We start from the raw sequence: 22634 nt of genomic DNA, 5'->3' as shown, positions 1-22634 counted from the left end.
CGTGCCACGTGCTGGCGGGAACCATGAGTGAGGGGCGCGGGATGACAGCGATCGGCGATGTTGAGAGTGATGTCGAGGGCGATGTCCGGAGTGATGTCCGGGGCTATGTCCACGGCTATTCGGATCAGGAGGCCCGGCGGCTGGGCGATCAGGCCGATGTCCTGGCGGAGTTGCTGCACACCGGCACGGCGTATCCGCCGGGGAGCCGGGTGCTGGAGGTGGGGTGCGGAGTCGGCGCCCAGACGGTGCACCTGGCCGCGAACAGCCCGGGAGCGCGGCTGGTGGCGGTCGATGTCTCCGAGGCATCGCTCGCGCAGGCCCGCGCGCGGGTGGCGGCCCAGGTGCCCGGGGCCGACGTCGCGTGGCATCGGGCCGATCTGTTCGATCTGCCGTTCCCCGATGCCGCCTTCGACCATCTCTTCGTGTGTTTCGTGCTGGAACACCTGCCGGACCCGCGGAAGGCGCTGACCGCGCTGCGGCGGGTGCTGCGGCCGGGCGGCACCGTCACGGTCATCGAGGGGGACCATGGCTCGGCGTTCTTCCACCCGCACAGCGCGTACGCCCAGGCGGCGATCGGCGGACTGAACCGGCTCCAGTCCGAGGCGGGCGGAAACGGCCTGATCGGACGGGAGTTGCAGCCGTTGCTGACCCATGCCGGATTCCACGACGTCACGGTCCGGCCGCGGACCGTCTACGCCGACGGGACCCGGCCGGGCCTGGCCGAGAGTTTCACCCGCAACACCTTCATCGCCATGGTGGCCTCCGTCCGGGAGGACGCGCTGGCCGCGGGCGTGTCCACGGCCGCCGACTGGGACCGGGGCATCACCGATCTGCACCGGACCGCGGCCGCGGACGGCACCTTCCACTACACGTTCTTCAAGGCCGTCGCCGTCAACCCGTCGCCGTCTCCGCATAGTTGATGGCGATGCGCGCGCCGAGCCGGGCGTTGTTCTTGACCAGCGCGATATTGGTGCGCAGGCTCTCGCCCTTCGTCAGCTCCACGATGCGGCCCAGCAGATAGGGCGTGGCGTCCTTGCCGCCGATGCCCGCCTCCGCCATTTCGGCGAGGGCCTGCTCGATGATGCCGTCGATCCGCTCGGCGGGGATCTCGTCCGCCTCCGGGACCGGGTTGGCGATGCTCAGCCCGGCCGGGAGGCCCAGGTCCCACTGGGCGCGCATCACGGCGGCGATCTCCTCCGGGGAGTCGGCCCGCAGCGGGGAGGCGAAGCCGCTCACCCGGGAGTAGAACGCGGGGAAGTCGTCGGTGCCGTGGGTGAGCACCGGCACGCCCAGGGTTTCCAGGGTCTCCAGGGTGAGACCGATGTCGAGGATGCTCTTCACCCCGGCGCTGATGACCGCCACCGCGGTGGTGGACAGCTCGGTGAGGTCCGCGCTGATGTCGAAGGACTGCTGCGCCCCGCGGTGCACCCCGCCGATGCCGCCGGTGACGAAGACCCTGATCCCGGCGAGCGAGGCGAGCCGCATCGTGCTCGCCACGGTGGTCGCGCCGTGGCCGCCGCGCGCCATGACATGGGCCAGGTCGCGCACGCTGACCTTGCCGACGTCAGGGTCGGTGGCGAGCAGTTCCAGATCGGCGCGGTCCAGTCCGATGCGCGGGGTGCCGTGGAGGACGGCGATGGTGGCCGGGACCGCGCCCTCGGCGCGGATGATGGCCTCGACCTCGGTGGCCATCTCGACGTTCTGCGGATACGGCATGCCGTGGCTGATGATCGTGGACTCCAGCGCGACCACGGGCCGACCGTCGCGCAGGGCCTCCCGGACCTCCTGGTTGAGGGTCAGCCGGGGATGGGGGGTGGTCATGTCGTCCTCCGCGGTGGGGCGTGTCGCGCGTCCTCGACGAGGCGCGGGGTGAGCGCGTCCTCGACGAGGCGCGGGGTCAGATCGGGCCGTACGGTGGCGGTGGTCGCCACCGTCAGCGCGGCGGCGGCGTGGCCGTAGCGGGCGGCGGCCACGGGGTCCTCGCCGGTGAGCAGGGCGTGGACGAACGCGCCGAGCATCGCGTCACCGGCGCCGGTCACGTCCTGGACCTCGGCCGGTGGAGCGTCCAGGAAGGTGACGCCCTCCTCGGCGCCGCTCAGCAGGGAGCCGCGCTCGCCGAGCCGCACCCATGCGTACTGGACGCCGCGCTCGTGCAGCACGGCCACGGCCTCGGTGACCTGGCGATCGTCGCCGTTGTCCCGGAGGGTGTCGCGGCCGGTGAGCGCGCCCAGCTCGGCCACGTTCGGGGTGACGGCGAAGACCGGGCGCCCGGCGGCGAGCAGCGGGGCGAGCAGCGCCGCCTTGGGCACGCTCACGGGGTCGATCACGGTCTGCACTCCGGCGGCGCTCGCGATGTCCAGCGCGTAGGCCAGCGCCGGGGAGGAGAGGTTGCCGTCGAGCACCAGCATGCTCGCGTTGCCGATGAGTTCGCGCGCGGGCTGGAGGTGTTCGGGGCCGAGCCCGTCCGTGGCGGCCATGTCGGCGACGGCCACGGCCAGTTCGCCGTCGGCGTCCAGCACCGCCGTATAGGTGCCGGTGGGGTGCGCACCGCGGTGGACGTGGTCGATCCGCACCCCGGTGGCCTGGATCTCGCTCAGCAGCCGCTCCCCCGCCGGGTCCTGGCCGACGGCGGCGATGAGGTGCGTCGGGGTGCCCAGCCGGGCCAGGTTCTCCGCCACGTTGCGGGCCACCCCGCCGGGGCTGGTGTGGGCGTGGCCCGGATTGCTGGTGCGGTACGCGAGCGGCGCCAGGCTGCGCACCTTGACGTCGACGTTGGCGCCGCCGATGACCACCACCGCGTGCTCCTGGCGGAGGATGTAGCCCCGCCCGAGGATGGCGCCCTTCTTGCCCAGGTTGGACAGATGGACATTGACCGCCGCCCGGGTGGTGCCGAGGGCGTCGGCGATCGCCTGGGCCCCGGCCAGCGGGTCCCGTCGCAGCAGCGCGAGAACTTCCCGCTCCCGCCTGGTCAGCATCATGCTCAGGACGATAAAGGAAATTTAGCCGAATAAACAGACCTTGACGTCTCCCCCGAAAGTGCCGGACCGGGCCCCGAGGAAGAGGGAGCCGCATTTCACTCATCACCGTGGTGTGCGGACCGATCCCGGCTGCGAGCGTTGCGCCTGCCCCTGCCGATTCCCTCAGCGCGGAAAGGTGACCGTGAATTCGAAGTCCGTATCCCGTCCGGGTACCCGCAGACAGAAGGCGGCCGTGATCGGTGCCGTCGCATGGATCGTCAACGCCGTGCAGTTCCTGGCCGTCCAGCTGATCGTCGAATCCCACTGGCGTACGCCCTACAGCTGGCGCGGCAACAACATCAGCGACCTCGGCAATGTGCACTGCGGCATGTGGGACGACTCACGCCCCCGGTACGTGTGTTCACCCCTGCACGGCCTCATGAACGCGTCCTTCGCCGCGCAGGGCGTGCTGCTGCTCGCCGGGACCCTGCTGACCGTTGTCCACTGGGGGCGAGGACGCGCGTCGTGGAGCGCCCGAATCCTGTTCGCCGTCAGCTCCGGCGCGTGGATCCTGGTGGGACTGGTCCCCGCCGACGTCCATGAGGACCTGCACGTGCTGGGTGCGCTCCTCATCATGGGCGTGGGCAACATCGGGCTCCTCCTCGCCGGATGCACGCCTCGCGGTTCCCTGTTCGGGAGGCTGCGCGCCGCGGCCTTCGGCATCGGCGCCCTCGCGGTGGCCGCGGCAGGGATGTTCTTCACCCGGCACGATCCCGGTCTCGGGCTGGGGGGCCTGGAACGGGTCGCGGCCTTCGCGCCGCAGCTGTGGACGCTCGTCATGGCCCTCGCCGTCCTCCGCGCGCATGCCTCCCGGCGGCGTCGCCGGACCAACCGGGTGGGGCAGGAAATGACGGGAGAACGCGTGATGACATCCTGAGGGTCCACGGCTTGCCGGACCCGCTCGGCGGCAGCCCGGGTGATGTGTCTGGTTATGAGGAAGAAGGCCGATGAGACTCTGCTTTCTGGTGGAGGAGCGCTATCGCCATGACGGAATGCCGCAAGAGGTGATCCGTCAGCTCAGCGCCTGGGGCCATCAGGTGGACGTCCTGCGGCCCGGCCGCTCGCTGCTGCGGATATCCGATGCGATACGGGCCGGAAGCCATGACGCCTGGGTACTCAAGACCGTGTCCGGCGGGCCCGGTCTGACGCTGCTGGAGGCCGCGGCCGCGGTGGGGCTCACCACCGTCAACGACGCGCGGTCCATCCGGGGGGTGCGGGACAAGGCGCTGGCGGCGGCGATCGGCCGCAGCCGTGGCCTGCCGGTGCCGACCACCTACGCGGCGGCCCGCCCCGAAGCGCTGGCGGAGCTACCGGACTCGGAGTTCCCGCTGGTGGTCAAGCCCGCGGACGGCAGCTCGGGGCGGGCCGTGCGGCTGGTGGAGTCGCCCGGCCGGCTGGCGGCACTCGGCCCCGAACTGGCCCGCGAGGGCATGCTGATCGCCCAGCCCTATGTGCCGAATTCGGGCATCGACCTCAAGGTGTACTGCGTTGGCGGCGAGTTGTACGCGACCGAGCGCGGCTCACCGATCGGCCCGGACCGGGGCGTACGGGGGCGGCGGGTCACGCTGTCCCCCGAAGTGGCCGCGATCGCCGCCGAGGTCGGCGCCGTGTACGGACTCGACCTGTACGGGGTGGACATCCTGCTCGGGCCGGACGGCCCGGTGGTCGTCGACGTGAACGACTTCCCCAGCTTCAAGGAGGTTCCGGACGCGGCCGCCCGGGTGGGGCGCGCGGTGCTGGAGCTTGCCCGGCGGGGCGCCACCGGCCCCGGAAACGACAACGGAACCGGAACCGGGACCGGCACCGGCACCGGCACCGGCGCTGTGCTCGGCGCCCTGCCCGGACCGGTGCGGGTGCCGGTGCAGATGCCCGCGACGGTGGGAGGCGCCGGATGAGGGTCGGTCTCATCACCGCCGACCCGGACCATCAGCTCCTCGCCGACACGGCGGCCCTGCTGACGCCGCGCCATGAGCTGGTCGCGGTCGATCCGGAGGCCACGGACGTCCCCGGCGAGCTGTCCGACGTCTACCTGCTGAAGGCACGTACGCCGCGGGCGCTGGCGCTGGCCCGGTCCCTGGAAGCGCGCGGCGCGGCCGTGGTGAACTCCGCCGCGGCCACGGAACTCTGCCAGGACCGGAGGGCGATGGCGGCGCTTGCACGGCGGGCGGGCCTGCCGTTCGCGGCAACCCGCACGGTGTCCGCGCTCGGACGGCTCGACCCGGCGCGGCTCGGGTACCCCGTGGTCGTCAAGAGCCGCCACAGCCGCCGCCACGACCTGGTGGCCCGGGTCGACGGCCCCGTACGCCTGGCGGAGCTTGCCGCCGCATGGCCCGACGAGCCCGTGGTGGTCCAGGACTTCACGCCCAACGACGGCTGGGACCACAAACTGTGGGTCGTCGCGGACACGGTGTTCGCCGCGCTGCGCACCTCCGAGCTGTCCGTCGGCAAAGGCGGCCGCCTGACGCTGCCGCTGCCCCTGGACGATCTACCGCCCGGATGGCTGGATCTGGTGCGTCGGGTCGGCTCGGTGTTCGCGCTGGAGGTGTACGGGGTGGACGTGCTGCGCGGACCGGACGGCCCGGTGATCGTGGACATCAACGCGTTCCCGGGGGCCCGGGGGCAGGCGGGCGCCCCGGAGGCACTGGCGGCCCTGACGGTGCGCGCCGCCGGCCGCAGACCCGCCGTACGGGTGCCGCTCTAGGACTCCTAGGGGCACCACCTCAACAACGCGTCCGAAAAATAGGGGTTGTAGCCGTTCGGGCCGACCCGGCAGGCTTGTATCCGTGTGCGTGCGCGCGAGCGCGCGCTGTCGAACAAGCGGCAAGAATCAGCGGCACGAAAGGACGTCAGGTGACCGCAAACCCCACCGGCACCAGTCTGTGGATCAGGCAGTTCCATCCCGCGCCGGACGCGACGACGCGGCTCGTCTGCCTGCCGCACGCCGGCGGATCGGCCTCCTACTACTTCCCCGTGTCGAAGGCACTCGCCCCGGCGGTGGACGTACTCGCCATCCAGTACCCGGGCCGCCAGGACCGCCGCACCGAGGAGTGCATCAGCACCATCGGAGAGCTGGCCGACGCGCTGGTGCCCGAGCTGCTGCCGTACACGGACAAGCCGCTCGCGCTCTTCGGGCACAGCATGGGCGCGACGCTCGGCTTCGAGGTGGCGCTGCGCCTGGAGCAGAAGGGCGTGGTGCCGGTGGCGCTGTTCGCCTCCGGGCGGCGCGCGCCGTCCACGCAGCGCGACGAGTCGGTCCATCTGCGCGACGACGACGGTCTCATCGCCGAGATGCAGGCGCTCAGCGGCACCGATTCGCAGGTCCTCGGGGACGAAGAGCTGCTGCGGATGGTGCTGCCCGCGATCCGCAGCGACTACAAGGCCGCGGAGACCTACCGCTACACGCCGGGCCCCAAGCTCGCCACCCCCATCCACGTGCACGTGGGCGACAGCGACCCCAAGGCGACGGTCGACGAGGCCCGCAAGTGGGGCGAGCACACCAGCGGCGGGTTCGAGCTGCACACCTACACCGGTGGCCACTTCTACCTGAACAACGAGGCGCCTCGGGTCATCGCGTCCATCTCGCAGACGCTGTCCGCGCTGCGGCCCTGAACCGCACCGCGCCACAAGGCCCTTCCGGTCCGTCCGCCGGTCACCCCGGCGGGCGGCCGCCGCCCAGCACGTTGCGGGTGTAGTCCTCGGCGGCGGCTTGCAGGCCCACGTCGCCCTGGCACCGTTCGGCCAGCAGCCAGCGGTGTTCCAGCACCTCGTAGTAGATCTGCGCGGTGTCGGCTGAGCCGCGCAGCTCCAGGGGTACGGCCCGCACCGTCGGCCGGAACTTATCGCGCACCCAGCGGTGGGCCAGCACCTCCGGGCGGGCGCCGAGGGGATCGCCGGGGGCGTAGTCGTCCTGGGTGGCCATCCACGCCTCCAGGTCGTTCAGCAGGCTGCGGGCCTGGTTCTCCTCCGCGTCGAGACCGGTCAGCCTGAGCAATTGGCGCTGGTGGTGGCCCGCGTCCACGACCTTGGGCAGGAAGGTGACCGTGTCCCCGTCCGGTGAGCGCTCGATCTGCATCTCGGCCACGTCGAAGCCCAGGTCGTTCAGGCGCCGCACCCGCCGGTCGATGTAGCGGCGCTTGGCCACCGGATAGACGGACTGCCGGGTCAGCTCGTGCCACAGCGCGGTGTACCGCTCCTCGATGGCCTGGCCGAACAGCACCGGGTCGACCGAGGGGTGCAGGGAGCCGCTGGCCTCCAGGTCCATCAGCTCCCCGGCGATGTTCACCCGGGCCACCTCCACGTCGTACTCCCGCTGCCCGCTGGTGAGCTTCGGCTGGATCTGCCCGGTCTCGGCGTCCACCAGATACGCGGCGTACGCGCCCGCGTCGCGCCGGAAGAGGGTGTTCGACAGTGAGCAGTCACCCCAGGCGAAACCGGCCAGGTGTAGCCGCACCAGCAGCACGGCGAGCGCGTCGAGCAGCCGCTTGATGGTGCTGGGCCGCATGGTCGTCTCGAACATCGACCGGTACGGCAGCGACCCCTCCAGATGACGGGTGACCAGCACCGGCTCCAGCGGTTCGCCGTCCCCGTCGGTCCGCCCCGTGACCACCGCGAGCGCGTCCACGGCCGGTATGGCGAGCCGGTCCAGGTCGCGCAGCAGCCCGTATTCGCGCACCGCCGCCCACTCCCCGACCTCCTTGACGGCGACCACCTCGCCACCCGCCTGCGCGAACCGCACGACGTGGCGGGAGATGCCGCGCGGCAGGGCGACCAGATGCTCGTCCGGCCACTCCTCCAGCGGTGTGTGCCACGGCAGATCGAGGAGGGACGCCGGATGCTCGGGCGAGGTCGCGGTGATCTGGAGCTCCATGACTCACCAGTGTGCGGCACAGGTGTGCGCCATCTCGACACTCGTGCCGTACCGGCGTCTCGGGCAGACCGTGAACCCGTCATTCATGCTCCCCGCGCTGATCAAGCACACCCTGAGCGTCATGTCCGTTTTCCGCCAGCACATCGCCACGGGATGGCGCACAGTAGGGGTGTGATGAGCGACGACAGCATGTACGAGGCGGTGTGCAGCCGTGATGCGCGCTTCGACGGGGAATTCTTCTTCGCCGTCGCCACCACCGGGATCTACTGCCGCCCGAGCTGCCCGGCGACCACGCCCCACCGCAAGAACGTGCGCTTCTTCCCGACCGCGGCCGCGGCGCAGGGCGGGGGTTTCCGGGCCTGCCGGCGCTGCCGTCCCGATGCGGTGCCCGGCTCCGCCGAGTGGAACGCGCGGGCGGATGCCGTCGGGCGTGCGATGCGGATGATCGGGGACGGGGTGGTCGACCGCGAGGGGGTGGCCGGGCTGGCGGCGCGGCTGGGGTACAGCGCCCGGCAGGTGCAGCGGCAGCTGGGTGCGGAGCTGGGCGCCGGGCCCGTCGCGCTGGCCCGCGCCCAACGGGCCCACACCGCGCGGATACTGCTCCAGACGACCGACCTTCAGGCCGCCGAGATCGCGTTCGCGGCGGGGTTCGCCAGTGTGCGGCAGTTCAACGACACCATCCGGGAGATCTACGCCGCCACCCCGACCGAGCTGCGCGCCGCCCGCCCGGGCCGGGCCTCCCGGTTCGGGCCGGTGGGGCGGCGGGCGCAGGCGTCCGCCTCGGCCGGGGTGCCGCTGCGGCTCGCCTACCGCGGTCCGTACGCCACCGCGGAGGTGTTCGGTTATCTCGCCCGCCGTGCCCTCACCGGCGTGGAGGAGGTCGTGGGCGACCCGGGCGAGCGCACCTATCGCCGTAGCCTGCGGCTGCCGCACGGCAGCGGTGTCGTGGAGGTCGACGAGCGCCCCGGTGACGGGTGGCTGGAGTGCCGGCTGCACCTGACCGAGCTGCGCGATCTGACCACCGCCACCCAGCGGATCCGCCGCCTGTTCGACCTGGACGCCGATCCGTACGCGGTCGCCGAACGGCTGGGCGCCGACCCCACGCTGGCACCCCTGGTGGCGGCGCGGCCCGGGCTGCGTTCGCCGGGCGCGGCCGACGCGCATGAGCTGGCCGTCCGCGCCGTGCTCGGCCAGCAGGTGTCGGTCGCCGCGGGGCAGCGGCTGGGCAACGCGCTGGTCGCCGCGTACGGAACGCTCCTCGCGGAGCCCAGCGGCGGGCTCACCCACCTCTTCCCGGACGCCGACGGCCTCGCCGACAGCCCGCTCACGGACCTCGGCATGCCGGAGAGCAGGCGCGCGACCCTGCGCACCCTGGCCGCCGCGCTCGCCACCGGGGCGGTGCGCCTGGACACCGGCGCCGACCGAGACCGGACCGAGAAGGAGCTGCTGGCGCTGCGCGGCATCGGCCCGTGGACGGCCGGTTACATCCGGATGCGGGCGCTGGGCGACCCGGACGTCCTGCTGGAAGGGGATGTCGCGGTGCGAGCCGGGGCGAGCCGGGCCGGGGCGTTCCTGGAGGACTCCGAGGGCTGGCGGCCGTGGCGCTCGTACGCCATGCACCACTTCTGGAACGTCCCGAAGCCCGCCCGGGCCGCCCTGGCCTGACCCTCAGTCCGAGGCCGCGTACTGGGCCGCTCCGTAGCCGAAGGACCAGTCGACGGACGTGTTCTCGGTCAGGGTGATGAATACGTTGCGCGGCTCGGTCCCTGCGTACTCGTGGGCGAGTTCGGCGATCCGCCGGTACAGCGCCTGCTTCTGGTCGGGGGTGCGGCCGGAGCGCATGGTGATCGCGATGTACACGATGCCGTCGTCGCGGGGCACGCCGAGGTAGTCGTCGTAAGCCAGTGTGCTGCTGGTGCCGTCGTGACTGGTCAGGACCTGGAACCGGTCGTCGGGCGGGAAGCCGATCGTCTCGGTCAGGGCGTCGTGCACGGCGCGGCCGAGCGCGTCGAGCCTCTCGCTGTCGGCCCTCAGCGCGTCGATGCGGACGAATGGCATGGCGGCGGTTCTCCTTCGGTCGGACCCGGCAGGTGACTGTACATACTAGTAGGTACAGTCAGCGGCGCCGAGGCTCGACGGCCTTGCGGGCACGGAACTCGGACACGTAGCCCGCACCGACGATCAGCGCCGCACAGGACAACAGGAGGAAGAGGGTCGTCCAGTTCATCCACACGTAGTCGGGCTCGCTGGGGTAGGTGGTGCCGTCGTCGCGGACGCAGTCGAAACGCAGCGGCAGATAGGAAGACCGGTGGTGGGAGAGGTGCCGGACCGTGTCCGCCGCGAAGCCGTCACGGCATGCCGGAGCCGGACTTGAGTTCGCGCCGTTGTTGGTCTCGTGCTCCGACGACAGCACAGCGAAGAGCCCGAGGGAGTAGATGGCTGCCGCCGCGAAGGCGGCCAGCCCCGCGGCACGCCGCATCAGATGCTCCGGCCAGGGCTCGGGCCGGCCCGGAAACGCCATCGCGACGACCCCGAGCAGAGCGATCAGCGCCCCGAGGGCACAGGTTGCGGAGATGCCGAGACCCACGATCACGCCTGCGCCACCTGCCGTCTCTGGAGTGGGGAGGCACCCATCCGGCAACCCCACCAGGTCCGGGCCCGACCGGCTGTGGTGGAAGCCACGCCTCCCGTAACAGCGGTGTCACAGGGCCCGTGCAGGGCTAGTTCGAGGCCAGTCGGCGGGCCCTGCGCAGCCCGGCGGTGACGTCCGCGAGGGTCGCGCAGTCCGTCACCGCCGCCCCCGCGGGCAGGACCAGGTCCGTCGGGGGACGGCGGGTGGCGACGGCGTCGGCGAGGTCGGACAGCCCCGCGCGCAGCCGGGCGGTGAGTTCGGCGTCGGGGTACGGCGCGCCCTGGTCGAGCCGTACGCCGCACGCGGTGGCGGCGTCCACGATCTCCTCCAGCGCGGAGACCACCGGCGCCCAGGCCGCCAAGTCCCGTCCGAACGGCGGGTGTTCGGCGCTGGCCACCTCCACCGCGCGGCGCGCGTCGGCCAGCGCGCGATAGGCCTCGCGACGCAGTCGCAGCCGCTCGGCGTAGGGCGCCTCGGCGGTCAGCACCCGGTCCAGGTGGTCGCGGGTGGCGCGGACGGCGAGGGAGAGGCGGACGGACACCTGGGCGCGCGGGCCGCCGAGGCCGGGCAGGGCGCCCGCGGCGAGCACGACCACGCAGGCGAGCAGGGTGTCCGTGAGCCGGGTGTAGCCGGGGTCGGTGTCGCCGCCGAGGTAGACGAGGGACAGCAGCAGTGGGGTGAGCACCGCCGTCTGGAACGCGAAGTGGCGTACGGAGACGGGGATGAGCGCCGCGCACACCGCCGCCACCGCGACCGGCCACAGCCCGAGCACTCCGGTCATCGGGCCGAGCAGCGTGGCGAGCACGCCGAAGACGGCCACGCCCAGCGCCGTACCGAAGGCGCGGGAGAGGGCGCGCGAGACCAGCGGGCCCATGTCGGGCTTGACCAGGAAGGTGGCGGTGGCCGGGAGCCAGTACCAGTGGTCGCTGGGCAGCAAGCGCGCCAGCACGGTGGCCACGCCGACGCACAGGGCGACCCGGGCCGCGTACTCCCGTCCGGCCGGGCCGAGCATCCGGCGCAGCCGCTGCCGGGGGCCGGGGCCGACGGCGCCGACCGGGGGCGCGGGTTCGCCGTCGAAGACGCGGGCGGCGAGCAGGACCGCCCGGTGTACGGCGATGCTGCCCGCCGTGCTGGGTTCGGGGGCGGGGAGGCGGCCCGGGGGCAGTCCGGTGCGTACCGAGCGGGCGAGTTGGGCGGGGGTGCGGGCGACCCGGGCGGGCAGGGGTTCGTTCTCCCACAGCAGGGTCAGCACCGCTTCGCTCAGCCCTCCGGCCACCGCCAGCCGGTCGCGCAGCCGCCGTTCCTCCTCGTCGGGGCGCTGCCAGGGGATGCGGTGGGCGTAGAGGGCTTCGTACGCGGTGTCGTACGCGGAGGTCAGCCGGCGCCGCGCGGCCTGGGCGCCCTCGGTGCCGACGACCGTCATCAGCTCGCCGAGCGCGTCGTACACGGCGGCCACCGCGCCGCGTTCGTCGGGCCCGGGGGCGGCCGCCGGGCGGAACCGGTGGACCATGGGCAGCAGGGAGGCCATCACGATGACCCAGGTGGCGCCGACGAGCAGCATCGCCGCCCGCACCGGCGGGGGTTCGGGCAGTGGCATTCCGGCCCCCACCACGCCGAGCACCATCAGCTGCACTCCGGCCGCCGAGCACACCGGTCCGACGGCGCTGAGGGCGCCGGAGAGGAGACCGACGGTAGCCAGCGCGAGGGCGATCCACGGGCCGAGCCCGAGCGCGCCGAGCCAGGCTCCCGTGAAGAGGCCGAAGGCTCCCGCGAGCGCCGGGAGCCCGATGCGCACGGTGCGGGTGCGGCGGGTGGCGGGGCGATCGTTGATGTGCGCGAACATCGCGCCGAGCCCCGCGGTCACCCCGGCGGGCGTGTTGCCGGTGGCCACTCCCGCCGCCACCACCGGGCCCACGCCGAGCGCTCCGCGCAGCACCGCGGGCCACGGCACGGGGCCGCGCAGGGCCCGCACCCCGCGCAGGGGGTGCGTCAGCCAGTCGGGCAGGGCGGGAAACGCGCGCAAAGATCCTCCGTGTTCCGAGTGACGCGGGGTGGGTGCGGTCCGCGTGGCATCGCATCGATCTCTTCGACGGTACGTGAGCGAAGCGGAGCTTTCGTAACCTGCGCGTTTCCGCCATGTGAGCCGGGGGTGGTTGACAACCGACGAGGCCGGGGCGTGTGGCCGCGCGTCGGGCGGCGAAGGCCGCGATCATGGTGCCGATGCTCGTCGTTGACCTGCCACTTTTGAATTTTGACCGGGTTTATTCGCGACACCGATCCGTTCGTGCACATGCCAGGCTCATATGTGACCCTCATTGGCCATCTTTGAACTCAGCGTGTTGTGCTGTGCACGCAAGGCCAACTAGCCTCCGTGTCGCCGCTTGCAGAACGATCGTTTACCAATCGGCTCACGTGGTGAGCGCGTTCCCCCCTGCTCCGGTAGCCCCGCATCGCCCGACCCGACACCCCAAGCGTGGAGAACTCCGTGCACGTGACGTTAGATCAGGACAGATGCGTGGCCTCGGGCCAATGCGTGCTCGCCGCCCCGGAGGTGTTCGACCAGCGCGACGACGACGGTGTGGCCGTCCTCCTCGACGACCTCCCGGCGAGCGGACTGCACGGCGAGGTGCGCCGGGCCGCCGCCGTCTGCCCCGGTCTGGCGATCGCCCTGGCCGAGTCGTGAGCAGCCCGGGGAACGTGGTCATCGTGGGCGCCTCGGTGGCGGGGCTCACCACCGCCGTCACCCTGCGCTCGCTGGGTTACGGCGGGCGGCTCACCCTGATCGGTGACGAGCCGCACACCCCCTACAACCGGCCGCCGCTGTCCAAGCAGATCCTGGCGGGCACCTGGGAACACGACCGGATCAAGCTGCGCACGGACGAGGAACTGGACGCGCTCGACGCGGAGCTGCTCTTCGGCAGGTCCGCCACCGGGCTCGACACCGTCGCCGAGCGGGTACTGCTGGACGGCGGCGGCAGCGTCCCGTACGACACCCTGGTCATCGCCACCGGGGTCACCCCGCGCAGCCTGCCCGACGCCCACCACCTGGCCGGGGTGCATCTGCTGCGCACCCTCGACGACGCGCTCGCCCTGCGCGACGACCTCCAGCGCAGGCCCACGGTGGCGGTGGTCGGCGCGGGGTTCCTGGGCGCCGAGGCCGCCGCGGCGGCCCGCCGGATGGGGCTGGACGTCACCATGATCGATCCGCGTCCGGTGCCGATGCGCCGCCAGTTCGGCGACCGCATCGCGGGGCTCGTCGGGCAGCTGCACCGGGACAACGGCGTGTCCATGCGCTGCGGCACCGGGGTGACCCGGTTTCTCTCGGCCGGCGGCCATGTCACCGGGCTCGAACTGACCGACGGCGCGGTGCTCCACGCCGATCTCGTCGTGGTCGCCATCGGCGCGGAACCGTCGGTCGGCTGGCTGACCGGGTCCGGGCTGTGCCTGAGCAACGGCGTGGAGTGCGACGCCGCCTGCCGGGCGGTACCGGGCATCTACGCGGCCGGCGACGTCGCCTCCTGGTACAACGAGCACTTCGGCGCCCGCATGCGCCTGGAGCACCGGCTGAACGCGACCGAGCAGGCCCAGGCGGTCGCCCGTAACCTGCTCGGCGACGACGTTCCGTTCGCCCCCGTACCGTACTTCTGGACCGACCAGTACGACGCCCACATCCAGGCGTACGGCATCTTTCCCTCCGACGCCGAACTCGCCGTGCTCCACGGCGAGCTGGACAACCGCCACTTCGTGGTCGCCTACGGCCACCGGGGGCGGGTGGTGGGGGTGCTGGGCTGGAACAGCCCGCGTGAGGTGCTCAAACTGCGTCAGCTGGTGGCCGACAAGGCGCCCTGGTCGTCGATCGAGGGCAGCGCGCCCCCGGTGGGAGCGCTCGCCGGAGCGGCGGGCCCGCGCGGGTGACGCGGCCCGGGCTGGTGACCGGCCCGGGTGGGTGACGCGGCCGACACCTCCCGGTCGGCCGCCGGTGACCGCGACGTCACGTTTCGGCCATACGTCGCGGCAAGTGTGGGGCGGGTGCTGGTCCGTCGTGTTCTCGTCCAAGGTGTCGCCATCGCTCCGCACCACTGCCGGCTTCTCGGGTTCGCGGGCTCGGTCGCCCTCGCCGCGGGTGGCGCGACGGCCGGAGCGCTGCCCGTGGGGGATGCCCTCACCCCGGACTCCGGAAGAGCCGCGCTCGGCTTGGTCAGCACCTACTTCGGACTGGTGTTGCTGGTGGCGGCCTGGTGGTGGCTGGGGCGCGAGGTGCGCGGTCCGCGACCGCCCGGGGTCCGCAGCCTGCTGGTGACGCTCGCCACCTGGGCGGCCCCGCTGCTGCCCACTCCCCCGCTGTTCAGCCGGGACGTGTACAGCTACCTCGCGCAAGGGGCGATGGTGCACGCGAACATCGACGTCTACACCCATGGCCCGGTACGGCTCGGCGAGCCGATCGCGGCCGAAGTGGCGCCGGTGTGGCAGCACACGCCCACCCCGTACGGCCCGGTCTCGCTGGCCTTCGAGAGCGCGATCGCGCACGCCTCGCGCGCCGAACTCCCCCTGGGCGTCTTCGGGTTGCGGCTGATGGCGCTGCTCGGGGTGGCGCTGATGGTGCTCGCCCTGCCTGTACTGGCCCGCCGCTGCGGCACCGACCCGGGCGCCGCGCTGTGGCTGGGCGGGCTCAACCCGCTGTTGCTGCTGCACCTGGTGGGCGGGGCGCACAACGACGCGGTGATGCTGGGGCTGCTCGGCGCCGGGCTGGTGGCCGCGACCGGCCGGTGGCCCGCCTGCGGCGCCGTCCTGGTCACGCTCGCCGCGCTGGTCAAGGCGCCCGCCGCGCTGGGGCTGCTGGCGGTGGCCTCGCTGTGGGCGCGCCGGATACCGGGCCGCAGACGACGTATCGGCGTCTTCGTCGCCACGGCCGCGCTCGCGCTCGTCACCACGGGCGTGGCCACGGCCGTCACCGGCACCGGCTACGGCTGGATCGGGGCGCTGTCCACCCCCGCGTCCGCCGGCAACTGGGCGCTGACCAGCGCACTCGGCCGGGCCACCGGCGCCCTGCTGCACGCGCTCGGCAGCGGGCTGGCGCCGCTGGCCACCCCGGTGTGGCACGCGCTGGGGCTGCTCGCGACCGCGGTCGCGGTGGTGGTCGTCTGGCTGCGGCCACCACGCCGCGGGCCGCTGTACGCGCTGGGGCTGAGCCTGACGGCGGTGGCCGTGCTCGGCCCGGCGATCCGGCCGTGGTACCTGCTGTGGGGGCTGTTCCTGATCGCCGCGGCCGCGCCGGGCGGCGCGGTGCGCCGTGCGGTGGCCGGGGTGAGCGGGGTGCTCGCGCTGGCCGTCCTGCCCAGCGGCTTCGCCCCCGATTCCCGGCAGCTCACCTTCGCGGTGTGCGGTGGCGCGCTGGCGCTGTGCGTGCTGTGGTGCGCGCGGTGGGCGCCGGGGTTCGCCGCCGGGCAGGCGCTGGCCCCGGCGAAGGGCGCGCACTGGCCGGAGGGTTCGGCATGACGGGGCCCACCACGACCCGCGGACGGCTGCTGCTGGTGGCCGGGCTCACCACGGCCGCGGCACTCTTCCTGGCCTACGTCCCGCTGCACCGGGACTGGTTCGACCTGGGCGTCTACTACGGGGCCGTCGGCCAGTGGCTGCGCGACGGCCACATCTACGACTTCACCACGCCCGGGGCGGACGGGGCGGACTACGGCTTCACCTATCCGCCGTTCGCCGCCCTGTGCATGCTGCCGATGACGCTGCTGAGCTGGCCGGAGGCGGTCGGCGTCAGCATGCTGCTCAACGTGGCCGCCTCGGCGGTCGTCCTGACCTGGCTGATCGGGCCGCTCGTGCGGCGGCAGGGCTGGAACATGTGGTTCACCCTCACCGTGGCGGCCGCGCTGTTCTCGCTGCTGGAGCCGGTCCGGGACACCTTCAGCTTCGGGCAGGTCAATCTGCTGCTGCTGGTCCTGGTCCTGCTGGACGCCCGGCTGCTGGCCACCGGGCACGGCCGCTTCGCCGGGTACGGAACCGGGCTGGCCGCCGCCATCAAGCTCACCCCGGCGATCTTCATCGTCTATCTCGCGGTCACCCGGCGGTGGCGGGCCGCCGCCGTCGCCACGGCCACCGCGGTGGGCGCCACGCTGCTGGCCGCGTGCGCGGCCCCCGGCGCCTCCCGGGTGTACTGGACCGAGGCGCTGTGGGACACCGACCGCATCGGGGTGCTGTCGTACGTATCGAACCAGTCGTGGGAGGGCGTACTGGCGCGGCTGGTGGCCCCGGTCGAGCCCAGCGGGGCCGTCTGGGCGGCCGGGGTGCTGGCCCTGCTGGCGGTGTGGGCGTACCGGGTGCGGCAGGCGGCCGCCGTGGGCGACGAACCGGCGGGCTACGCCCTCACCGGGATCGCCGCCTGCCTGGTCAGCCCGATCACCTGGGTGCACCACCTGGTGTGGCTGATCCCGGCGCTCATCGTGCTCGCCGAGTCGGGACTGCGGCCGGATACGCCACCGCAGCGGCGCCGGACGCTGCTGAGGAGCGCCGCGGTGATCTACGTGATCCTGTGCAGCAGCCTGGTGTGGCTGTGGCGGTTCGACGCCACCGGCGTGACCGGCTTCCTCGGCAGCAACGCGTACGTGTGGATCTGCCTCGGGCTGCTGCTGGCGCTGCCCCTGCGCGAGGCGGCACCCGGCACGGCCCTGGCGCCCGCCCCGGCACCGCGGTCGGCCCCGACCGGGCGCCCGGCGACGGGATAGAAAAACGATGCGGCCCACAGCACCCGTGCGGCAGACAGCACCCGTCCGGCCCACCGCGTCCCGCCCCCTGTACCGGAGGCTTCCGCTGCGCCAGATCCTGTGCCTGGTGCCGCTGGTCGCGGTCGCCGTCTGGGTGGGCCGGCACCGGTCGCTGATCGGTTCCGGTGCCCGTCAGATGCTCACTGCCGACCCGTGGTGGCTGCTGACGGCGGTCGCGACGACGGGTCTCGGCTGGGTCGCGGTGTCGTTCGCCCGGCAGGGCACGGTGCTGGAACGGCTTCCGGCCGGGCGGCTGTTCGCCACCCAGTTCGCCGCGGGCGCCGCCAACCATCTGCTGCCGTCGGGGATCGGGGCGAGCGCGGTCAACATCCGCTTCATGACGGGCTGCGGGCTGACCCCCGCCCGCTCCTCGGCCGCGCTCGCCCTGTACTTCCTGGCGGAGGCCGTCACCCGGATCGCGCTGCTGCTCGTGCTGCTCACCGCCTTCCCGGAGGCGCTGAGCGTCGGCCCGCTGCTGCCGGAGCGGACCGCCGGACTGGTGGTGTGGGCGGCGGTGGCGGGGGCGGCCGTTCTGGTGGCGGGGCTGCTGCTGATCCGCCGGGTGCGCCGGGTGATCCGTGACTTCCTGCGTACCGCGCTGGCCGACGCGCGCTCCCTGCATCTGCGGCCGTCCCGTGCGCTGGCCCTGTGGGGCGGTTCGCTGGCGTTCCCGCTGCTCCAGGCAGCCGGTCTGGTGGCGGTGGCCCTCGCGCTGGAGCTGGAGGTGTGGCCGCCGCATGTGATGCTCGCCTATCTGGCCGCCTCGGCGGTGGCCGCCGTGGTCCCCTCCCCCGGTGGCATCGGCTCGGTCGACGCGGCGCTGGTGATCGCGCTGATGGCGGCGGGTGCCCCGGTCGGGGCCGCCACCTCCACGGTGCTCGCCTACCGCTTCATCACGCTGTGGCTTCCGCTGGTCCCGGGCGCGCTGGTGCTGGGCGCCCTGGTGCGTTCCAAGGTCCTCTGATCGCTCAGGCGGCCCGGGTCTCCGTGCGGTGTGCGGTGAGCACATCGTCGGGGCCGAGGGCGATACGGGTGCCGAGGTCGGAGCCGGTACGGCCGAGGACGCGGGCGAGCCATACGGCGTCCTCGTGCGGGGCGCGGCACAGCCGCATCCGCCGGGCCCGGAGGACCACCATCCGCAAGCCCAGGAGCGCACCGGTGCCCGGCCGCAGCGTGGCGAAGTAGAGCAGCCGCAGATCGTCCCGGAACCCCTCGTAGCCGCCGATGCCCTCGTAGTCGTCGATGAGGTCGCCGCAGCCGTAGAGGACCAGTTTGTCGCGGTAGATCTCCAGGGGGCGGGGGTGGTGGGAGGAGTGGCCGTGCACGAGGTCCACGCCGCCGTCGATCAGGGCGTGGGCGAAGCGGATCTGGTCCTCGGGGATGTCGTACCCCCAGTTGCTGCCCCAGTGGATCGAGACCACCGCGAGGTCGCCGGGCTGCTTGAGCTGCCGTACCCGGTGGGCGAGCGCGGCGGCGTCACCGGGCGCGTGCTCGGACACCAGGTCGACGCCGGACCGGTCGCCGCTCGCCGCCCAGCCGGGCGGGATGCCGCTGGAGGCGGTCCCGCAGGCGAAGACCAGGACGCGCCGGTGGTCACCGGCCGGGACGGCCGCGGGGCGGCGTGCCTCCTTCATGTCCCGGCCCGCGCCCGCCACCCGGATCCCGGCGGTGGCCAGGGTGTCGAGGGTGTCGTCGAGGCCGGGCCGTCCGCCGTCCAGTACGTGGTTGTTCGCCAGGACGCAGACATCGGGCCGGGCCACGGCCAGCCCGGGGAGGTTGGCGGGGCTCATCCGGTAGTGGATCTCCTTGCCGGGCGCGAACGCGCCGCCGCGGGTGATGCTGGTCTCCAGGTTCACCACCCGGACGTCCGGAGCCGCCCGGTCCAGTTCCGGCAGCGCCTCTCCCCACGGCCAGGAGAAGCCGACCGGCCGCGGGATCGGGCCGCTCGTCTCCTCCACCAGCTCGACATAGGCCCGGGAGTCGCGGATGTACGGCTCCCGCAGCGCCGGATCGCCGGGGTGGGGCAGGATCTGGTCGACACCGCGGCCGAGCATCACATCGCCGCAGAGGAACAGCGTCACAGCCTCGCCGCGCATACCTCCACGTTAATGCGTTGCCGGTCGTGCCTGCCGCGGCGAAGGTTCAACTAGGCTTTTCCGCCGTTTCTTCCGGGCGCCGTTGTGCACGTCGACCGGGCGGAAGACACTGCCCCGGTTCCCCGCTCCACTTCGGACGCCACAGGAGACCGGATTCTCATGACATCCATGGACCGTCGAAGATTCATGCAACTGGCCGGTGCCACCACCGCCATGTCCCTGCTGTCCACGAGCATCGCGCGCGCCGCGGAGATACCGGCCAACCGCCGCACGGGCAGCCTGCGGGACGTGGAGCACATCGTGGTCCTTATGCAGGAGAACCGCTCCTTCGACCACTACTTCGGCACCCTGCGCGGGGTGCGGGGATTCGGCGATCCGCGGCCGGTGAGCCTTCCCAACGGCAAGACGGTGTGGCACCAGTCCGACGGCACGAGGGACATCCTGCCGTTCCGGCCCGACGCCGACGACCTGGGCCTCCAGTTCCTCCAGGACCTGCCGCACGGCTGGGGCGACACCCACACCGCGGTCAACGGCGGCGCGTACGACAAGTGGGTGCCCGCCAAGTCAGCCACGACGATGGCGTACCTGACCCGCGAGGACATCCCGTTCCACTACGCGCTGGCCGACGCGTTCACCCTCTGCGACGCCTACCACTGCTCGTTCATGGGCTCCACCGACCCCAACCGCTACTACATGTGGACCGGTTACACCGGCAACGACGGGGCGGGCGGCGGCCCGGTGCTCGACAACGCGGAGGCCGGATACGGCTGGACGACGTACCCCGAGCGGCTGGAGAAGGCCGGGGTGTCCTGGAAGATCTACCAGGACATCGGCGACGGCCTGGACGCCAAGGGCAGTTGGGGCTGGATCGAGGACGCCTTCCGCGGCAACTACGGTGACAACTCGCTGCTGTACTTCAACCAGTACCGCAACGCCTCGCCCGGCAACCCGCTCTACGACAAGGCCCGCACCGGTACCGACGCCCGGAAGGGCGACGGCTACTTCGACCAGCTGACGGCGGACGTCAAGGCCGGGACGCTGCCCCAGGTGTCCTGGATCGCGGCGCCCGAGGCGTTCACCGAGCACCCCAACTGGCCCGCTAACTACGGCGCCTGGTACCTGGCCCAGGTGCTGGACGCGCTGACCTCGAACCCCGAGGTGTGGAGCCGGACGGCGCTGCTCATCACCTACGACGAGAACGACGGCTTCTTCGACCACATCGTGCCGCCGTACGCCCCCTCCCCCGGGCGCGGCGCGTCGACCGTGACCACGGCCGGTGAGCTGTTCCCCGGCTCCTCGTCACAGGTCGCCGGGGCGTACGGGCTGGGGCAGCGGGTCCCGATGCTCGTGGTGTCACCGTGGAGCAAGGGCGGCTATGTGTGCTCGCAGACCCTCGACCACACCTCGATCCTGCGCTTCATCGAGCGGCGGTTCGGCGTCGAGGAGCCCAACATCTCGCCGTGGCGGCGCGCGGTGTGCGGCGATCTGACGGCCGCGTTCGACTTCGGGCGCACCGACCCGAGCGTACCGGCCATGCCGGACACCAGCGGCTACCTCCCGAAGGACCACAACCGGCACCCCGACTACGTGCCCACGGTCCCCGCCGAGCCCGCCCTGCCCCGGCAGGAGCCCGGCCGCCGCCCCACCCGCCCGTTGCCGTACGACCTGTCCGCCGACGCCACCGCGGGCGACGGCAGCCTGCGCATCGACTTCGCCTGCCACGGCCGGGCGGGCGCCCACTTCCACGTCACCTCCCGCAGCCATCCGGGCGGCCCGTGGGGGTACACCGTCGAGGCGGGCAAGCGGCTGTCCGGCGAGTGGAGCGCGGCGGCACCGGGCAACGACCGCTACGACGTCGAGGTGCACGGTCCGGACGGTTTCGTACGGCGCTTCGCGGGATCGCTCACCGGTGAGGGCCCGCAGGTGAGCGCACGTCACGACGGCAGGACGGGGCAGCTGAGGCTGACCCTGAGCAACCCGGGCCGCACCACGGTGCGGCTCACCGTCGGGGACGGCCACCGCGACGGCCAGGCGGACACCTACCGGCTGCGCCCGGGCGCGCGGGTGACGCACACCGCGGATCTGCGCCGCAGCCACCAGTGGTACGACCTGACGGTGGTGTCCGACCACGACCGGGCCTTTGTGCGCCGGCTCGCGGGCCATGTCGAGACGGGCCGCGCGGGGCTGAGCGACCCCGCGCTCGCCACCGGCTGAAGGGTCCCGCGCCTCGGGTTCACGGATGTGTGCCCGAGGCGCGGGCATCGGGGCCTCCGGTGCCCGAGGCGCGGGCCCGGAACCCCGCCGGGGTCTCGCCCGCCCGGCGGCGGAAGAACTTGGTGAAGACGGTGGCGTCCGGGAAGCCGAGCCGCTCCCCGATGGCGGTGGCGGACAGATCGGTGTGCACCAGCAGCCGCTTCGCCTCCAGCAGCACCCGGTCGTCGATGAACCGCTTGGCGCCGCACCCGGCGGCGGCACGGGTGGCCCGGGTCAGGGTGCGGACGCTGTAGCCGAGCTGCGCGGCATAGTCCTCCACCCGGTGCGTATGGGCGAAGTCGCGCTCCACCGCGCGCCGGAACCGCCGGAACGCCTCGCTGCCCGCGTCGCCGCCACCGTCCGCGCCCGGCAGATGGGCCAGCCGCAGCACGAGCACGGCCACCAGATGGCGCACCGCCTCGATATGCGCCTCCAGGGGTCCGGCCATCGCCCGGTACTCGCTCTCCAGCAGGTCCAGGACGCCGCGTACGGCGTGGGCGGCGGGGCCCTCGGGCACCAGCGGGAGCTGCCGGGTGTGCCGGTCGAGCCGGGCGGCCGTGGCGGTGGCGGCGTCCAGATAGCCGGGCGGGAAGAGCACGACGGCGCCCTCGGCCGCGGTGAGACCGGTGCGGAACTGGTGGATCTGCCCGGGCCGCACCCACATCCAGCTGCCCTCGGTCAGCTCGTGCTCGGTGAAGTCCACCGAGCAGCGGAGCACCCCGGAACGCACGGTGATCAGCTGGTGGAAGGTGAGCCGCATCGGCGCGGAGACATCGAGGTGATGGCTGCGGGCACGGGCCAGCAAGCCGGGAAAGTCCAGCACCGCCGCTCCCGGCGGTGCACCCACGGAGGGCCGGAACGGGACCTCGGTGACCTCAGTGTGTCCGTTTCTGTCCATAGCGCGTCCTCGCTGTACGGCTGGGGTGGCCTGCTCCGAATCTAGCGTGGAGTGCGGACGCGATGGCTCAGCGACGGCCGCTGACCGAAAGAGTCATCCGC

General features: G+C 72.9%; 20 protein-coding genes. 12 read left to right on the top strand and 8 right to left on the bottom strand.

Translation table 11 applies throughout. The features are described from left to right. The first annotated feature begins 41 nt into the window (after nt 1-41). Nucleotides 42-920 carry a methyltransferase domain-containing protein gene (locus HYQ63_RS40700; RefSeq protein WP_179939024.1) on the top strand — a complete coding sequence of 293 codons (879 nt, stop codon included), beginning with the start codon at nt 42-44 and terminating at the stop codon, nt 918-920. Here the strand turns inward: HYQ63_RS40700 and HYQ63_RS40695 are convergent. Together HYQ63_RS40695 and HYQ63_RS40690 are read right to left on the bottom strand one after the other, a co-directional pair. Next, nucleotides 892-1821, bottom strand: a complete 930-nt coding sequence (locus HYQ63_RS40695; protein ID WP_179939022.1) for a pseudouridine-5'-phosphate glycosidase — start codon at nt 1819-1821, stop codon at nt 892-894. The two genes, HYQ63_RS40700 and HYQ63_RS40695, sit on opposite strands and share 29 nt — an antisense overlap. Continuing rightward, complete coding sequence (locus HYQ63_RS40690) at nt 1818-2978, bottom strand: PfkB family carbohydrate kinase (RefSeq protein ID WP_179939020.1); 1161 nt, start codon at nt 2976-2978, stop codon at nt 1818-1820. The genes HYQ63_RS40695 and HYQ63_RS40690 overlap by 4 nt, the downstream gene beginning before the upstream one ends. A 232-nt stretch (nt 2979-3210) precedes the next feature. Between HYQ63_RS40690 and HYQ63_RS40685 the strand changes: the two genes are divergently transcribed. The 4 genes from HYQ63_RS40685 to HYQ63_RS40670 all read left to right on the top strand — a co-directional run bounded on the left by HYQ63_RS40685 (nt 3211) and on the right by HYQ63_RS40670 (nt 6626). After that, the gene (locus HYQ63_RS40685) at nt 3211-3894 is read left to right on the top strand and encodes a DUF998 domain-containing protein (RefSeq protein ID WP_179939018.1); all 684 of its coding nucleotides are present in this window, start codon (nt 3211-3213) and stop codon (nt 3892-3894) included. 70 nt (nt 3895-3964) lie between these two features. Beyond that, a complete protein-coding gene (locus HYQ63_RS40680) occupies nt 3965-4912 on the top strand; it encodes a RimK family alpha-L-glutamate ligase (protein ID WP_179939016.1) in 948 nt (315 codons plus the stop codon). Continuing rightward, the gene (locus HYQ63_RS40675; RefSeq protein ID WP_179939014.1) at nt 4909-5718 is read left to right on the top strand and encodes a RimK family alpha-L-glutamate ligase; all 810 of its coding nucleotides are present in this window, start codon (nt 4909-4911) and stop codon (nt 5716-5718) included. Before HYQ63_RS40680 ends, HYQ63_RS40675 begins: the two co-directional genes overlap by 4 nt. Before the next feature lie 149 nt (nt 5719-5867). Next, on the top strand, nt 5868-6626 hold the full coding sequence (locus tag HYQ63_RS40670; RefSeq protein ID WP_123107700.1) for a thioesterase II family protein: 759 nt from the start codon (nt 5868-5870) through the stop codon (nt 6624-6626). A gap of 40 nt (nt 6627-6666) precedes the next feature. Here HYQ63_RS40670 and HYQ63_RS40665 read toward each other — a convergent pair whose 3' ends face one another. Next, complete coding sequence (locus HYQ63_RS40665) at nt 6667-7884, bottom strand: DUF4032 domain-containing protein (protein ID WP_179939012.1); 1218 nt, start codon at nt 7882-7884, stop codon at nt 6667-6669. Between the two features lie 174 nt (nt 7885-8058). Between HYQ63_RS40665 and HYQ63_RS40660 the strand changes: the two genes are divergently transcribed. Beyond that, the gene (locus HYQ63_RS40660) at nt 8059-9549 is read left to right on the top strand and encodes an AlkA N-terminal domain-containing protein (RefSeq protein ID WP_179939010.1); all 1491 of its coding nucleotides are present in this window, start codon (nt 8059-8061) and stop codon (nt 9547-9549) included. A gap of 3 nt (nt 9550-9552) precedes the next feature. On the opposite strand, the gene HYQ63_RS40655 is transcribed toward HYQ63_RS40660, so the two are convergent. The 3 genes from HYQ63_RS40655 to HYQ63_RS45760 form a co-directional block, all read right to left on the bottom strand. Beyond that, nucleotides 9553-9942 (bottom strand): tautomerase family protein, encoded by a 390-nt coding sequence (locus HYQ63_RS40655; protein ID WP_179939008.1) that lies wholly within the window; start codon nt 9940-9942, stop codon nt 9553-9555. A gap of 58 nt (nt 9943-10000) precedes the next feature. Then, nucleotides 10001-10477 (bottom strand): hypothetical protein, encoded by a 477-nt coding sequence (locus tag HYQ63_RS40650; RefSeq protein ID WP_257232480.1) that lies wholly within the window; start codon nt 10475-10477, stop codon nt 10001-10003. Nucleotides 10478-10604: 127 nt separating this feature from the next. Next, complete coding sequence (locus HYQ63_RS45760; protein WP_179939004.1) at nt 10605-12539, bottom strand: FUSC family protein; 1935 nt, start codon at nt 12537-12539, stop codon at nt 10605-10607. 462 nt (nt 12540-13001) lie between these two features. Here HYQ63_RS45760 and HYQ63_RS40640 point away from each other — a divergent pair, with 462 nt between their 5' ends. From HYQ63_RS40640 to HYQ63_RS40620, 5 genes are all read left to right on the top strand, one after another. Next, entirely contained in the window at nt 13002-13199 is a 198-nt protein-coding gene (locus tag HYQ63_RS40640) for a ferredoxin (protein ID WP_039940054.1), read from the top strand. Beyond that, complete coding sequence (locus HYQ63_RS40635; protein WP_218929622.1) at nt 13196-14431, top strand: NAD(P)/FAD-dependent oxidoreductase; 1236 nt, start codon at nt 13196-13198, stop codon at nt 14429-14431. The genes HYQ63_RS40640 and HYQ63_RS40635 overlap by 4 nt, the downstream gene beginning before the upstream one ends. A gap of 114 nt (nt 14432-14545) precedes the next feature. After that, on the top strand, nt 14546-16012 hold the full coding sequence (gene mptB, locus HYQ63_RS40630) for a polyprenol phosphomannose-dependent alpha 1,6 mannosyltransferase MptB (RefSeq protein ID WP_179939002.1): 1467 nt from the start codon (nt 14546-14548) through the stop codon (nt 16010-16012). Beyond that, nucleotides 16009-17247, top strand: coding sequence for a glycosyltransferase 87 family protein (locus HYQ63_RS40625; RefSeq protein WP_179939000.1), 1239 nt, complete (start codon nt 16009-16011; stop codon nt 17245-17247). Before mptB ends, HYQ63_RS40625 begins: the two co-directional genes overlap by 4 nt. Nucleotides 17248-17254: 7 nt before the next feature. After that, the gene (locus tag HYQ63_RS40620) at nt 17255-18250 is read left to right on the top strand and encodes a YbhN family protein (RefSeq protein WP_373689183.1); all 996 of its coding nucleotides are present in this window, start codon (nt 17255-17257) and stop codon (nt 18248-18250) included. Nucleotides 18251-18254: 4 nt separating this feature from the next. Here HYQ63_RS40620 and HYQ63_RS40615 read toward each other — a convergent pair whose 3' ends face one another. Continuing rightward, nucleotides 18255-19382, bottom strand: coding sequence for a CapA family protein (locus tag HYQ63_RS40615; protein ID WP_179938997.1), 1128 nt, complete (start codon nt 19380-19382; stop codon nt 18255-18257). Nucleotides 19383-19541: 159 nt separating this feature from the next. Here HYQ63_RS40615 and HYQ63_RS40610 point away from each other — a divergent pair, with 159 nt between their 5' ends. After that, entirely contained in the window at nt 19542-21596 is a 2055-nt protein-coding gene (locus HYQ63_RS40610) for a phosphocholine-specific phospholipase C (RefSeq protein WP_179938995.1), read from the top strand. A gap of 19 nt (nt 21597-21615) precedes the next feature. Here HYQ63_RS40610 and HYQ63_RS40605 read toward each other — a convergent pair whose 3' ends face one another. Beyond that, nucleotides 21616-22533, bottom strand: a complete 918-nt coding sequence (locus HYQ63_RS40605; protein ID WP_179938993.1) for an AraC family transcriptional regulator — start codon at nt 22531-22533, stop codon at nt 21616-21618. Nucleotides 22534-22634: the final 101 nt, after the last annotated feature.

The sequence above is a fragment of the Streptomyces sp. Rer75 genome, assembly GCF_013414305.1.
Classification (GTDB): Bacteria; Actinomycetota; Actinomycetes; order Streptomycetales; family Streptomycetaceae; genus Streptomyces; species Streptomyces himastatinicus.
This window is presented reverse-complemented; position numbering and strand designations above follow the sequence as displayed.

Bases quoted from the DNA above. Each gene is read 5' to 3' on its own strand.
- HYQ63_RS40610 (WP_179938995.1), top strand. From the start codon at position 19,542: ATGACATCCATGGACCGTCGAAGATTCATGCAACTGGCCGGTGCCACC.
- HYQ63_RS40665 (WP_179939012.1), bottom strand. From the start codon at position 7,884: ATGGAGCTCCAGATCACCGCGACCTCGCCCGAGCATCCGGCGTCCCTC.
- HYQ63_RS40675 (WP_179939014.1), top strand. From the start codon at position 4,909: ATGAGGGTCGGTCTCATCACCGCCGACCCGGACCATCAGCTCCTCGCC.
- HYQ63_RS40695 (WP_179939022.1), bottom strand. From the start codon at position 1,821: ATGACCACCCCCCATCCCCGGCTGACCCTCAACCAGGAGGTCCGGGAG.
- HYQ63_RS40700 (WP_179939024.1), top strand. From the start codon at position 42: ATGACAGCGATCGGCGATGTTGAGAGTGATGTCGAGGGCGATGTCCGG.
- HYQ63_RS40660 (WP_179939010.1), top strand. From the start codon at position 8,059: ATGAGCGACGACAGCATGTACGAGGCGGTGTGCAGCCGTGATGCGCGC.
- HYQ63_RS40680 (WP_179939016.1), top strand. From the start codon at position 3,965: ATGAGACTCTGCTTTCTGGTGGAGGAGCGCTATCGCCATGACGGAATG.
- HYQ63_RS40605 (WP_179938993.1), bottom strand. From the start codon at position 22,533: ATGGACAGAAACGGACACACTGAGGTCACCGAGGTCCCGTTCCGGCCC.
- HYQ63_RS40620 (WP_373689183.1), top strand. From the start codon at position 17,255: ATGCGGCCCACAGCACCCGTGCGGCAGACAGCACCCGTCCGGCCCACC.
- HYQ63_RS40625 (WP_179939000.1), top strand. From the start codon at position 16,009: ATGACGGGGCCCACCACGACCCGCGGACGGCTGCTGCTGGTGGCCGGG.
- HYQ63_RS40655 (WP_179939008.1), bottom strand. From the start codon at position 9,942: ATGCCATTCGTCCGCATCGACGCGCTGAGGGCCGACAGCGAGAGGCTC.
- HYQ63_RS40615 (WP_179938997.1), bottom strand. From the start codon at position 19,382: ATGCGCGGCGAGGCTGTGACGCTGTTCCTCTGCGGCGATGTGATGCTC.
- HYQ63_RS40690 (WP_179939020.1), bottom strand. From the start codon at position 2,978: ATGATGCTGACCAGGCGGGAGCGGGAAGTTCTCGCGCTGCTGCGACGG.